This is a genomic window from Centipeda noxia ATCC 43541 (genome assembly GCF_000160555.1).
In the GTDB taxonomy this organism is placed as follows: domain Bacteria; phylum Bacillota; class Negativicutes; order Selenomonadales; family Selenomonadaceae; genus Centipeda; species Centipeda noxia.
Genome location: NZ_GG749279.1, coordinates 144,634 through 157,996, shown reverse-complemented (window position 1 = coordinate 157,996; position 13,363 = coordinate 144,634). Strand labels below are relative to the sequence as shown.

12 protein-coding genes are annotated in these 13,363 nt (G+C 53.8%); 2 read left to right on the top strand and 10 right to left on the bottom strand.

Annotated features, from left to right (window positions below; translation table 11 throughout):
* Positions 1–12 precede the first annotated feature (12 nt).
* The 10 genes from HMPREF7545_RS02175 to trmD all read right to left on the bottom strand — a co-directional run bounded on the left by HMPREF7545_RS02175 (position 13) and on the right by trmD (position 11,757).
* On the bottom strand, positions 13–2,244 hold the full coding sequence (locus HMPREF7545_RS02175; RefSeq protein WP_040571178.1) for a RelA/SpoT family protein: 2,232 nt from the start codon (positions 2,242–2,244) through the stop codon (positions 13–15).
* Position 2,245: 1 nt separating this feature from the next.
* Entirely contained in the window at positions 2,246–4,225 is a 1,980-nt protein-coding gene (gene recJ, locus HMPREF7545_RS02170) for a single-stranded-DNA-specific exonuclease RecJ (protein WP_006694034.1), read from the bottom strand.
* A 69-nt stretch (positions 4,226–4,294) separates the two neighbouring features.
* A complete protein-coding gene (gene secF / locus HMPREF7545_RS02165; RefSeq protein WP_006694033.1) occupies positions 4,295–5,215 on the bottom strand; it encodes a protein translocase subunit SecF in 921 nt (306 codons plus the stop codon).
* Complete coding sequence (gene secD, locus HMPREF7545_RS02160) at positions 5,208–6,440, bottom strand: protein translocase subunit SecD (RefSeq protein WP_006694032.1); 1,233 nt, start codon at positions 6,438–6,440, stop codon at positions 5,208–5,210. The genes secF and secD overlap by 8 nt, the downstream gene beginning before the upstream one ends.
* 33 nt (positions 6,441–6,473) lie before the next feature.
* On the bottom strand, positions 6,474–7,097 hold the full coding sequence (locus tag HMPREF7545_RS02155; RefSeq protein ID WP_040571138.1) for a 5-formyltetrahydrofolate cyclo-ligase: 624 nt from the start codon (positions 7,095–7,097) through the stop codon (positions 6,474–6,476).
* A 2-nt stretch (positions 7,098–7,099) separates the two neighbouring features.
* On the bottom strand, positions 7,100–7,384 hold the full coding sequence (gene yajC, locus HMPREF7545_RS02150) for a preprotein translocase subunit YajC (protein WP_006694030.1): 285 nt from the start codon (positions 7,382–7,384) through the stop codon (positions 7,100–7,102).
* Between the two features lie 24 nt (positions 7,385–7,408).
* Positions 7,409–8,530, bottom strand: a complete 1,122-nt coding sequence (tgt, locus tag HMPREF7545_RS02145; protein WP_040571137.1) for a tRNA guanosine(34) transglycosylase Tgt — start codon at positions 8,528–8,530, stop codon at positions 7,409–7,411.
* Between the two features lie 69 nt (positions 8,531–8,599).
* Positions 8,600–9,460: a shikimate dehydrogenase gene (locus HMPREF7545_RS02140; RefSeq protein WP_211204981.1), complete on the bottom strand. Its 861-nt coding sequence runs from the start codon at positions 9,458–9,460 to the stop codon at positions 8,600–8,602.
* Between the two features lie 2 nt (positions 9,461–9,462).
* Positions 9,463–10,920 (bottom strand): nicotinate phosphoribosyltransferase, encoded by a 1,458-nt coding sequence (locus tag HMPREF7545_RS02135; RefSeq protein WP_006694027.1) that lies wholly within the window; start codon positions 10,918–10,920, stop codon positions 9,463–9,465.
* Positions 10,921–11,016: 96 nt separating this feature from the next.
* Positions 11,017–11,757, bottom strand: a complete 741-nt coding sequence (gene trmD, locus HMPREF7545_RS02130) for a tRNA (guanosine(37)-N1)-methyltransferase TrmD (protein WP_006694026.1) — start codon at positions 11,755–11,757, stop codon at positions 11,017–11,019.
* Between the two features lie 145 nt (positions 11,758–11,902).
* On the opposite strand from trmD, the gene HMPREF7545_RS02125 reads away from it, so the two are divergent.
* Both HMPREF7545_RS02125 and HMPREF7545_RS02120 read left to right on the top strand, forming a co-directional pair.
* Positions 11,903–12,649, top strand: a complete 747-nt coding sequence (locus HMPREF7545_RS02125) for a DUF4931 domain-containing protein (RefSeq protein ID WP_006694025.1) — start codon at positions 11,903–11,905, stop codon at positions 12,647–12,649.
* A 20-nt stretch (positions 12,650–12,669) separates the two neighbouring features.
* A partial coding sequence (locus HMPREF7545_RS02120) for a biosynthetic peptidoglycan transglycosylase (RefSeq protein WP_040571136.1) occupies positions 12,670–13,363 on the top strand: 694 nt, incomplete at its 3' end.

Below are 13,363 nucleotides of genomic sequence, written 5' to 3'. Positions count from 1 at the left end.
GGAAGGAAAGCATCACCCTTCGCCCCCCGGGAAAGCATTTCCGCCCAGTGTGCGCGTCACACTGTAGACATCCTTGAGCAGGCGCACACGGGTCATGACCTGCGTGATTTGGTCGATATTGCTGACGTTCAGTCCGAGCAGCACTGTTGACGTTTTGTTCCGGCGGTTCGGCATCGCGTTGACGGTATGGATATTCACCTTCATCTCAGCGGGTACGGCAAGGATCTCCGAGAGCATTCCGTTGCGGTCGTTGCAGATGACCTCGATCCCCACCGTATATTCCTTGTCAAGACCGATATCCCAACTGACCTCAATCATCCGTGTGACCTCGGTATCATTAAGGACGTTCGGGCAGTCCGAGCGGTGAACGGAGACTCCTCGGCCGCGTGTGATATAACCCGTGATCGGATCCCCGGGAATCGGGTTGCAGCAGCGCGCAAGACGTACAAGGTACCCTCCCTCGCCCTCGACAAGAACGCCGTGACTGGCCTTCTTGCGCTTCCCCCGACGAGGAGCTTTCAGCTCCGAGAGCATCTGCGACACCTCAGGCGGCGTACTGTCCTTGATCGACTGCTGATGCAGCTCAATGAGCTTCGTCATGACGCCGCGCAGGGACACACCGCCATAGCCGAGTGCAGCGAGCAGATCATCCTCGGTCTGCACATTAAGTTTCTCTGCAACCTTTCCGAGACGCTTCTCCGCAGTCAGTTCCTTGGGCGCGTAGCCGAGACGCTTTGCCTCGTCACGGATGAGGCTCATCCCGCGCTCGATATTCTCCTCACGGTTCTCTTTCTTGAACCACGCGCGTATCTTTCCGCGTGTAGCCGAAGATGCAACCGTATTCAGCCAGTCGGGACTCGGACCGTTGCTTGCCTTATTGGTTACGATGGAGACAATATCTCCATTCTTGAGCTTGTATTCGAGCGGGACAATCTTTCCGTTGACCTTTGCTCCTACGCAGTGATGCCCGATCTCCGTGTGGATATGATAGGCGAAATCAATCGGATTCGATCCCTTCGGCAGATCGATAACGTCACCGCGCGGTGTAAAGACAAAAACCTCATCGGAGAACACATCCAGCTTAAGGGCTTCAAAAAACTCCTTCGGATCGTCATATTCCTTTTGCAGACTGACCATCTGACGGAGCCACGACATTTTCTGATCATTCTCATCCGTCACGCCGATGCTTCGCCCAGCCTCTTTATACTTCCAATGCGCCGCCACGCCGAATTCAGAAATCCGATGCATCGCTTCTGTGCGAATCTGGATCTCAAGCGGATATCCGCGCGTCATGACCGTCGTGTGCAGAGATTGGTACCCGTTTGACTTCGGCATCGCAATATAGTCTTTGAAACGCCCGGGAATCGGCTTCCACATTGCGTGAATAACGCCGAGCACCCCGTAACAGTCCTTAACAGAAGAGACGAGTATGCGCACGGCAGAGAGATCGTAGATCTCATTGACGCTCTTGTTGTCGCGTTTCATCTTTCGGTAGATGCTGTAAAAGTGCTTTGCACGCCCTTTAATCTCCGCTTTTATATCTGCCGCTTCAAGTTTTTCGTGAATTTTTTGTATCGAGTCAAGGATAAACTCCTGGCGCTCCTGCCGCTTGTGCTTGACTTCTTCCACAAGTGCATAATATGCTTCCGGCTCAAGATATCGCAGACATAGATCCTCAAGCTCCACTTTGATGCTGGAGATGCCCAGGCGATTTGCGAGCGGCGCATAGACCTCAATTGTCTCCTTTGCGATGCGGCGCCGCTTGTCCTCACGCATATATTTAAGCGTGCGCATGTTGTGCAGGCGATCTGCAAGCTTGATCATGATCACGCGGATATCCTTTGCCATCGCGAGAAACATCTTGCGATAGTTCTCAAGCTTTACATCCTCCTTAGACATATATTCAATGCGGCCGAGTTTCGTCACGCCGTCAATGAGTGCCATAATATTCCTGCCGAACTCGGCTTCCATCTCCTCGAGCGTGGCGTGCGTATCCTCGACTACATCGTGCAGGAGAGCGGCACAAACGGTCTCATCATCAAGATGGAGACCGGTGAGAATATAAGCAACGTTGAGCGGATGCATGATGTAGGCATCGCCGGAAATGCGTACCTGACCGCGGTGTGCCTGCTCTGCAAATGAATATGCTTTCTTGATCTTCTCAAGATCAGCATCGGCCTGATAGGAGTGAACCTTTTCCAGAATCATATCAATGGTGACAGCCTTCTGTACCTCATCCGACATCTCATGCATCCCCCTTTCTTTCCTGCTCCCGGCGATAGGTCGGCGCGTCCATCAGCTCCAACTTCCCCGCCGGCGGAATGAACTGCCAGCCGATCTCCGGCAATGGCGAAAGCAGTCCGAGTTCCTGAAAAATATGCAGCGCACATTCCATTGTATAGCGCGATATATGCCGCATCTCCTGTGAAAATTTCCGTGTCAGCGTCAGTGTACTGTATGCGATTTGATCGTTTGTCGCACGCAGACTGCTGAGCAATCGATATAAATCCTTCAGCAGAGCGCGATCCGGGAAAATACGTTCGTGTTCTGCAGGCATGACGGACTCTGCCATACACTGCACTGAGCGTATCCCCTGCCACTCATTGATGCTCGGTGTGTAGGCAAGATCACTGTCCTCCTCGGTCAAGATCTCCGCCAGCTCTCCCGCGTTCCAGCAAAGAGCGGCCACATGATTCTCCCGCGTACCGATCTCCATGCGCAGGTGTTTTCCCTCTGCGCCGATTGCAGATGCCGATTGCGGGCGAATCGCGCGCACGCCGAAGATTGGCCTCGGATTGCCCATCCCATACGGTTCAAGGAGCTCCAGTTCCTCCACCATCTCCAGCGTCCAATCTGCAGGAGCAACAAGCGCCTCAATTTGAGTTTTCGGTATAAAATCCGCAGGCATCAAATGAGTCCGCACGTAGTTTGAAAATGCCATGCGGAACTCTTCCAATTGTGCAGACGCAACCGACAGCCCCGCTGCCATCTCATGCCCGCCGAATTGGATGAGAGTCTCCCTGCAGGCTTCGAGCGCCTTATACATATGAAGCCCTGCAATGCTGCGGCAAGAGCCTTTGTATACATCTCCCTGCCGCGTTAGGACAATGCTCGGCCGATAGTATCGCTCCACAAGACGCGAAGCAACAATGCCGATCACGCCGGCGTTCCAATCCTCTCCCGCAGCAATAATAGCGGGCGTATCCTGCGTAAAGTCTACAAGCATCGCTTCCGCTTCCGCAAGGATATCCTGCTCCAAAGAACGGCGCTCTGCATTGAGCGCATTCAGTTCTCCCGCAATGCATTCCGCTTCCTGTGCATCTTCGCTGAGGAGAAGATCAACGCCGCGGCGTGCGGTTTCAATACGCCCCGCAGCGTTCATGCGCGGGCCGAGCTGGAACCCGACCATTCCCGTATTGATTTTCTTGCCCTCAAGTCCAGCAGCCATGATGAGCGCCCGAACGCCCCAACAGGGATTCTCCGACATGCGAGCAAGCCCCAGACGAACGATCCTGCGGTTCTCCCCGACGAGCGGTACGAGATCGGAAATAGTCCCGAGAGCCGCAATGTCCATGTCATCTTCCCATACCCTTTGCTTCTCAATCATCTGCATTGCCTGTACAAGCTTAAATGCAACACCGACACCAGCGAGATCCTTGTCCGGATAGGAACAGTCCGCACGATGCGGGTTAACGACAGCAAGAGCAGCCGGAAGTTCTCTGCCGGGCAAATGATGATCCGTGACAATAATATCCATCGCCCCGTGGATCTCCTGTATCGGCTGTACGGAAGAAATACCGCAGTCCACCGTAACGAGAAGGCCGCATCCTTCAGCCGCAATCTGCTGCAGCGCCGCAAGATTGATTCCATAGCCCTCCGTGAAACGATTTGGGATATAGTAAGAAACATCACCGCCAAGCGCGTGAATATTTTTCATCAAAATCGCAGTCGATGTCATCCCGTCCACATCGTAGTCTCCGTAGACGACAATCTTTTCGCCGCGATGAACGGCGCTCAAAATACGCTGCGCGGCTTTCTCCATGTCCTTCATGAGAAAGGGATCGCGAAACGCCTCATTCTCCGGATGCAGGAATGCCCGCGCTGCATCTGCAGAACCTATGCCGCGGTGCCAAAGAATCTGCCCGATGATCGGCGAAATCCCAAGCTCTCGCGCGAGCTCGATCCCCTCTGCGCACTCTTTGTGAACGATCCACTCCTTCAGCACAAGACATTCCTCCTTTCCCGCAATAGCAAAAAAGCCCGTCCGGGGAGTCCCGGAACCAGGCTCTCTTGTTTATCCCTCCGCCGTCGCCGATTTAGCTGCGGCAGGACGCCGTTCCGTTCGATCGCGCAGCACAATCCAAAAAGGACTTGCAATAAAGATGGAGGAATAACAGCCGCTCGCAAATCCGATGAGAAGTGCAAACGCAAAATCCTTTGTCGTCTCGCCGCCGAACCAGTAGAGCGCAAATGTTGTAAACAGAACCGTAAATACCGTGTAGAGGGAGCGTGTCAATGTCTGATAGATGGAACGGTTGACCAGTTCATTCACATCCCCGCCGCGGCGAAAATGCAGTTTCAGATTCTCTCGAATACGATCAAAGATAACGATCGTATCATTGATCGAATAACCGACAATCGTAAGGAGCGCCGCGATGAAAGACGAATCGATCTGTCGCTGGGTAAATGAAAATACCGCGAGCACAATGACGATATCGTGAATCAGTGCGAGCACTGCCGCCACGCCGAAGCGCCATTCAAAACGATAAGCAACGTACAGAATGATGAGTGCCCATGAGATCACGAGCGCAAGAACAGCATTCGTAATAAGTTCGCTGCCGATGGTTGCGCCGACTTTCTCCTCGCGGAGCACAGTATAGGGGCCGACATCCTGGGTAAGGGAAGCCATGACCTCCTTTCGCTGCGTTTCTTCCAGATCCACTGTGCGAATCATCACATTTTCGGAGGACTCAACCCCCGTCTCTGCTCCGGAAAGCTGAATCGTGCTCCCATCAAGATCGTACTTGGCAAGACTGGATCGTATCTCGGCAAGCGTCACCGGCTGCTCGAAGCGCATATCTATAATCGTGCCGCCCGTAAAGTCAATACCAAAATTAAAGCCGCGCATGCCCATACAGATAACCCCTGGAATGATCAGTACAAGCGAGATGAGAAACCAGATCTTCCGATGTCCTGCAATATCGAACTTAGGCATTCTTCTCATCCCCCTTCTTTTTGATCCCGAGCATAAATCCGTTCGCACCGTAGAGCCATGGGTTTTCGGACAGCTTTGAGTTGATCATGAGCTTCAGCAGATACTGTGTCAGCGTGATTGCCGTAAACATCGAGAGAATCGTACCGACCCCGAGCGTGATCGCAAATCCGCGTATGGTTCCCGTCCCGAGGAAGAAGAGAACGCCCGCTGCGATTAGCGTCGTAACATTCGAGTCAAAGATTGTCGTAAAGGCACGCTTGAATCCGGCGTCCATCGCAAGCCGGAGAGATTTGTTGTTGACTTGGTACTCCTCCTTGAAATGCTCGAAGATGAGGACGTTCGCATCCACTGCCATACCAATGGAGAGAATGATGCCCGCCACCCCCGGCAGAGTCAGCGTCGCATCCATCAGATAGAGGACGCCGAGCAGCATGACCGTATACGCCATGAGCGCTACATCCGCAATGAGTCCCGAAAGATGGTAGAAGAAGATCATAAAGAGGATAACTGCACCAAGCCCGACCACGAAGGAAAACTGAGATTTGTCTTTCGAGTCCTGTCCGAGCGTTGGTCCGACCGTGCGTGTCTCGATGATTTCAACCTTCACCGGCAAAGCGCCGCTGCGCAGTACCACCGCGAGATTCTGCGCTTCCTCGAGAGTTTTTTGTCCTGTGATCTCGGCACGTCCGCCGAGAATCGGCTCACGTACATTCGGCGCAGTAAGGACCTCGCCGTCAAGCAGGATCGCAATCGTCCTTCCGACATTGCGCGTTGTGAGATCGGCGAATTTCTGTGCGCCCTCATCCGAGAACTCCAAGTTGACCACGTTCTGCCCTGTCTGTGGATTTGTGGATGCCTGTGCATCCTTCAGATCTGTCCCGGTCAGAACCGTATTTCCCTCCTCGTCGCGAAACTCAAGCATCGCCGTCTTGCCGATGGTCTGAATCGCCGCGTCCGGATCCTTAATGCCCGGCAGCTCGATGATGACCCGGCGGTCACCCTCACGCTGAATGATGGGTTCAGTAAGACCCAGCGAATTGACGCGCTTCTCCATGATGGCAACCACACGGTTCATAGCATCATCATTGACCTGGGCCTGTTCTGTATCAACCGCCTCCAGGACAACGTGCGTCCCGCCCTGCAAGTCAAGCCCCTGGCGAATGGAGCCGGCAAGTGGCTGAACCAGGAAAAAAAACGCGCCAATGATGACAGCAATCGAAATCACCAGCTTTAACAGACTATGTTGTCTCAACAGTCCTCACACCTCTTCCTCAAGGTTGTTCATCATCGTATTCCGGCAGCAAATCGTACGCCGCTCGGTCAGAATACAGTCTACCCGGGCATCGTGTGCGCCCGTTGGAATCTCGGAAATGACCTGTATATCGTAGGCAAGGGCGAGACGGAATGCCCCTTTTGCCCGCGGCAGGTAGCGGTCATAATAGCCGCCGCCAAGCCCCAGTCGTCTGCCGTCCGGAGAAAATGCCGTCCCCGGCACGATAACCAGGTCAATCTCCCCCGGCTGAATCTGCGCCGAGCATTCAGGAGCAGGCGTCAAAATACCGAAAGCCCCTTCGATCAGTCCATCCATCGATGAAAAGGCCCGTGCTTCCATCACGCCTTTCCCCGTAATTTCAGGAAGTGCAATGCGATGTCCATTCGCAAGCAGAGCCTCCATCAGAGGAAAAAGGTCAATCTCCTCGGCAGTTGATGCATACAGCATAACGATCCGGGAACCCTGCAGAGCAGAAAGCCGCATTGCTCGCATGCGTATCACAGCATCAGCTTCGCTGCGCTCCTGGCGGGAAAGTCCTCGGCGGCGGGCAATCATTTTGCGCCGCAGCGCATGTTTTCCCTCAGCAAGCGTATCTGTTGTATCCGACAATATTACATCTGCTCCGGGCTGTCCACCGCACTGATGGCCGAGCGTTCAAAGACGACGTCAATGCCCTCTGCAATACGCAGCGTGACTGTCTTCTCATCCAGCGCCGTAATCGTGCCATGCATTCCGCCGAGCGTGATGATCGCGTCACCCGTCTTCAGGCGACTCAGCATCTCCTCGCGCTTCTTCTGCGCTTGCTTTTGCGGACGGTAGAGGAGGAAGTAGAAGAAGAGCACCAATATGATAATGGGGCCCCATGAGCTCAGTTGTGCGACCATTTCTGTGTCCATAAATACAACTCCTTAATTGTCTAGTTATTTCTTATGATAGTGATTCATAAAATCCTGATAGAATGACAGGAATGTCCCCGCCAGAATTGCCTCGCGCATCCGCTGCATGAATTCCTGCAGGAAATACAGATTATGCAGACTCAGAAGCCGCAGCCCAAAGATCTCCTGTGCGCGTACAAGATGGCGGATGTATGCCCGTGTATAGCCGCTGCGGCAAGCGTAGCAGCCGCACCCCTCCGAGAGGACTGTGTGCTCATGCGTGTGTACGGCATTTTTCATCACGAGGCGCCCCGTCCACGTCATCGCCATGCCGTTTCGTGCGACACGCGTCGGGAAGACACAGTCAAACATGTCGATACCGTGACGTACGCCCGTAAGAAGATAGTCCGGCGTACCGACCCCCATGAGATAGCGCGGCTTATCTGCAGGCAAAAGCTCCGCCGTTGAGGAGAGAATCTCCTCCATCAGTGCATGCGGCTCTCCGACACTGAGTCCGCCGATCGCATACCCCGGCAGATCGAGTGCCGCCGCCTCGGCGGCATGCCATGCACGCAGATCATGGTACATACCTCCCTGCACAATGCCGAAAAGCCCCTGATCCTCAGCCTCCGCCATCGCTTTTCGGCAGCGCACGAGCCAGCGCTGCGTGCGCTCCGTCGATGCCTTCGCATAGGCATAATCGGCTGGGTATGGGATACACTCGTCAAATGCCATGACGATATCCGATCCAAGGCATCTTTGCACCTGCATCGACACCTCGGGCGAAAGAAATTTCTTCGATCCGTCGATATGCGATCGAAACGTCGCTCCATCCTCAGTGATCTTCCTCAAATCACCAAGGCTAAACACCTGAAATCCGCCGCTGTCCGTGAGGATCGCACCGTCCCAATGCATAAAGCGATGCAGGCCCCCCGCTTCTCTCACCAATTCCATGCCAGGACGAAGAAAGAGATGATAGGTGTTGCTGAGAATGATCCCGGCGCCAAGATCACGCAGCTCATCCGGAGAGACTCCCTTAACCGACGCCTGCGTACCTACGGGCATAAAGATCGGTGTCGGGAAGCTCCCATGCGGCGTGTGAATTATACCTGCACGCGCACCCGTTGTCTTATCTCTGCGAAGCAGTTCATAGGTAATCGCGGCCAATCATACACCACCATTCTCAAAACACACTGTATCATATCACAAACGGCAAAGATTTTCAAAACGCAAAAACTAGCCTCTGCGCTCGCATTCTTCACGCAGTACACGCCTCATCAGGGCCATATCCGGCCGTACATTCGTCCATAGGAAAAAAGCCTCCGCCCCCTGCGCCGCCAGCATCATTTCCCCATTGATCGTCTCATGGCCGCGGGCCTCTGCTTCACGCAGAAGACGTGTCTTAGCCGGTGTGTAGATAAGATCGTATACGACTGCAGAGGAATTTATCGCCGCAACATCGACAGGCGGCATCGCATCGATATGCGGCGTCATTCCCATTGGCGTCGTCTGGACAACAATATCGGCAGATCCGATGCATGCAAGAAAATCCGGATTGTCGAAGACAGCGGAGCGAACATCTCCATCTGCAGCGAATTCTTCACAGAGCGCAGCTCCTTTCGCGCCGTTTCTCACTCCGACGCACACCGAAGAAATACCGCTGCGCAAAAGCCCCCAGAGGACAGCGCGTGCCGCACCACCTGCACCGAGCACAACGGCACGTTTGCCCGCAGGGACAACGCCGTGCTCGGCAAACCCCGCAAGGAATCCCACAACGTCCGTATTGTGCCCCATCAGCGTGCCGTCGGTCTGTACGACTACCGTATTTACCGCACGAATACGCTGTGCATCCTCGCTCAGTGCATCCATCAGCTCCATGATTTCCGTCTTGAACGGGATCGTCACATTAAACCCGACGACACCGGCATCGCGCAGTCCGTATACCGCTGAGGAGAGCGCGCCCGGACGTACGGGCAGCGCCGCATAGACACAGTCGATCCCCGCCGCCTGCAGGGCCGCATTCTGTATGATCGGTGACAGGCTGTGCGCGATGGGCGCACCGATAACTGCCAGTACCTTCGTTTTTCCCGTAATCATCATCAGCTGTGTTTCCCGCGCACTTCATTGAGGAGTCCCATCTTAACCTCATAATAGTCCGGCGTCATGTCGAGATAGTGGCGATGGGGATTTTCGAAGCGCTGTTCCTCCGGCCAGATCTCCTCGTCAAGCTGCCGGCGGACATACGCACGGATCTCATCCAACGACGGAAGTTCCTGTACCCGACAGCCATGCTTTACATAGAGGCGCTGAAGCTTCACTGCCGAAAAATCTTCAAAGAAACGATTTTTCCACGGTTTGAGCGGATCGATATAACGGAACGGCCGCGTGCTGTCGATGCTCTCCCCCCGTACTGCCAACATATCTGCGACTGCTTTTCCGTATTGATCGTAGATGCGATAGAGATCCTTGAGCCCGGGATTCGTCAGTTTCTCGACATTCTCTGACATCTTAATGCGCGGCACAAACACCCCCCCCCGCTCCACTGCCACCAGTTTATAAACGGCCCCGAAGACCGGATCCGACTTCGCCGTAATCAGCCGCTCTCCCACACCGAAACTATCCACCTGTGCCCCCTGCAGGAGGAGGGATGAGATCGTAAATTCATCCAGGCTGTTCGAGAGGATGATTTTGCAGTCTGTCAGTCCTTCGTTATCCAGCATCTTACGGATACGCTTCGAGAGATACGCAAGGTCGCCCGAGTCGATGCGAACCCCTGCGAGACGTTCTCCCATAGGCTCCAGAATCTCGTGTGCCGTACGGATCGCATTGGGAACGCCCGAATGTACGACATCGTAGGTATCTACGAGGAGTACGGTTGCATGAGGATATATTTCCGCATAGCTTTTAAACGCAGTGAATTCATCCTCAAAGAACATTACCCAACTGTGCGCCATTGTTCCTGAGATGGGAATGCCGAACTGCTGACCGGCAGATACTGTCGCCGTCATATCGACACCGCCGATGTATGCAGCGCGTGCGCCGTACGTCGCCGCATCCATGTTGTGTGCGCGCCGCGCGCCGAAATCAGATATCCCACGCCCTTCTGCCGCGCGAACGATGCGTGACGCCTTCGTCGCGACCAACGACTGGTGATTGATCTGTGTGAGTATCGCCGTCTCAACGAGCTGAGCGTCAATCACCGGCGCAACAATCGTCATCAGCGGTTCATCCGGATAGATGACGGTCCCCTCCGGGATCGAATAGACATCCCCGCGAAAGCGGAAGTCCCGCAGGAATTGCAAAAACTCCTCCGAAAACAAGTTTTGGCGTCGAAAGTATTCGATATCCTCATCCGAAAATGAAAGGTTCTCGACAAACTCAATCACATGCTCAAGCCCGGCAAAAATTGCATAGCCCCCCCGATCGGGAACTGCCCGGAAAAAAAGGTCAAATGCAACGCGCACGTCACTGCGAGGCTGACGAAAATACCCGTAAGACATCGTCATTTCATAAAAATCCATCATCATGGACAAATTGCGTTTATCAAACTGTGTCATAATACAGTCCCCCCTTATCGGGTGCAAAGAAACAGCATACTGTGGTTATATCGTTTTATTATATCATTTACCCAACATTCACGCAAAAGGAGTTTCCTATCGCCGTTTCTCCTGCTCAGCCAAAAAATCTCGATCAGCCTGCGATAATTTCGCATTCGCCAGAAGCTCGGGCCGGTGCCGCAGAGTCATTAACAGAGCCTGCTCCCGCCGCCATCGTGCGATCGCTGCATGATCACCGGAGAGAAGAACATCGGGGACTGCTTTGCCCTCGAATTCGCGCGGGCGTGTGTACTGCGGGCAGCCGAGCAGATCTTCGAAGAAGGAGTCCGTCGGTGCTGACGCGGCATCACCAAGCACACCGGCGAGCATACGGGCCGTTGCATCTACGACAAGCATAGCAGGAATCTCTCCGCCCGTCAGGACAAAATCTCCAACCGATACGATCCGATCAGCAAGATCGTAAATGCGCGCATCGAACCCTTCATAATGACCGCAGATAAGGATGAGCTGCTGATGCGCAGCGAACTCCTTTGCCGTATCCTGGGTAAACACATCACCTGCCGGATCGAAGATGATCGTGCACCTGCCCAGCTCATATGCAGAAGTTTTTGACTGAACATCTCGAACAGCACTGAAGAGCGGCTCTGGTTTCAGCACCATGCCCGCCCCGCCGCCAAACGGCGCGTCATCTACGTGGCGGTGCTTATCCGTCGAATAGTCGCGAAAATTCGTATAGTGAATATCCACAATCCCACGCTCTGCCGCCCGTCCGATGATGCTGCTGCCGAATACGCCGGCAAACATCTCCGGAAAAAGCGTCACAAGATCAATCCTCATACCGGCTCCTTATATTCCTTTGAACGACCTTCATTATAGCACGAACACGAAGGCGAATCGCAGTACTTCCATAAAATATTTTACGAATCCCCGCAGAAGAGATATAATAGGAACGAAAATATTACTGAAACATCATGGAGTATCTATGGATATGAACCTCGCCCATTTTAATACGGAGATCGGACGCCAGAAGCCCGAGAACATCATCCACGCGGATGCTCCTTGTCCTTTCTGTGCGACAGAAGCGCTCACGGACATTATCGCGACGGACGGCGACATTATACTGCTGAAAAATAAATATCCGGTCATTGAAGAGGCCGATCAACTCGTCTTGATCGAAGGCAGGAAATGCGTCGGCGACATTCCAGAATACAGCAAGGAACATCTATATCGGGTCTTCTCCTTCGGCATGCATCATTGGGCGCGGATGCGTTTCAGCGGGAAGTACGATACCGTTCTCTTTTTCAAAAATTACGGTCCTTATTCGGGCGGAACAATTCGCCACCCGCATATGCAGCTTGTCGGTTTTCCCAAGTTTCGACCGGAGTTTTCGTTCCGCCGTGCAGAGTTCGAAGGTCTAACCGTCGCTGAGCAGGACGGTGTCACACTGAATCTCTCCACACAACCGCGCGTCGGGTTCTGGGAGATTAATATTGTGCCGCAGGATCCGGATGCGATCCGTACGATTGCCGACTATATACAGATTGCCGTGGATTTTCTCAGAAAGCGTCTGGACAGCTACAATATATTCTTCTATCACGACGGTGCAGATATCTTTATCAAGGTAGTGCCGCGCTTCTCGACCTCTCCTCTGTTCATCGGCTACAATATCCGCCTGCTCCCATCCAACCTCGCGGAAATGAGAGACCGCATGCGCGCGCTGTATTTTTGAAAACAAACGGAGCACACATCATGCGCGAGACAATAAACGAAGCGCCGCCGAAGCAAAAGCGGCGGCGCAGGACTCCAACACGGAAACGTACAACAAAAAACAAAAAAACGCCGCGGCGTACGGGGCGTTTTTGCTTGAGCATATTACTCGGCAGCCTTCTCTGTGCAGCTGCAGTCTTCGTCTTTCTTCCTCAGATATGGCAGGGCGTCGGCGATCTCCTCCCCGCAGCCGACCGGCAAAAGCCGGCAAACCAGCTGCATGAGATACATGAACCCGATGTTGCCGAGCAGGCTGCGCGCTTTCTTTTCATCCGTCGTGCAATCGAAGCACGCATCGATCGTACGGATTACGTCCCTATCGAGCGCATCTCGCCCGAGTTGAAAAACGCTGTCGTCGCCGTAGAGGATCGCCGGTTTTACAGCCATATGGGTTTTGACATGACCGGCATTGCGCGTGCCACACTCGTCAATATCCAGCACGGACGAGTTGAGGAAGGAGCGAGCACAATCACCCAGCAGCTCGTGAAAAACCTCTTCCTCGACAATGAGCGGACATTCACGCGCAAGGCTCAGGAGTTCTTGCTTGCGCTTGATATCGAGATTGCCTACTCCAAGGAAGAAATTCTCGAGATGTATTTGAACGTTGTCTACTATGGCGCAGGTTTCTATGGGATAAATGCGGCATCCGAAGGATATTACGATAAGTCCCCCGCCG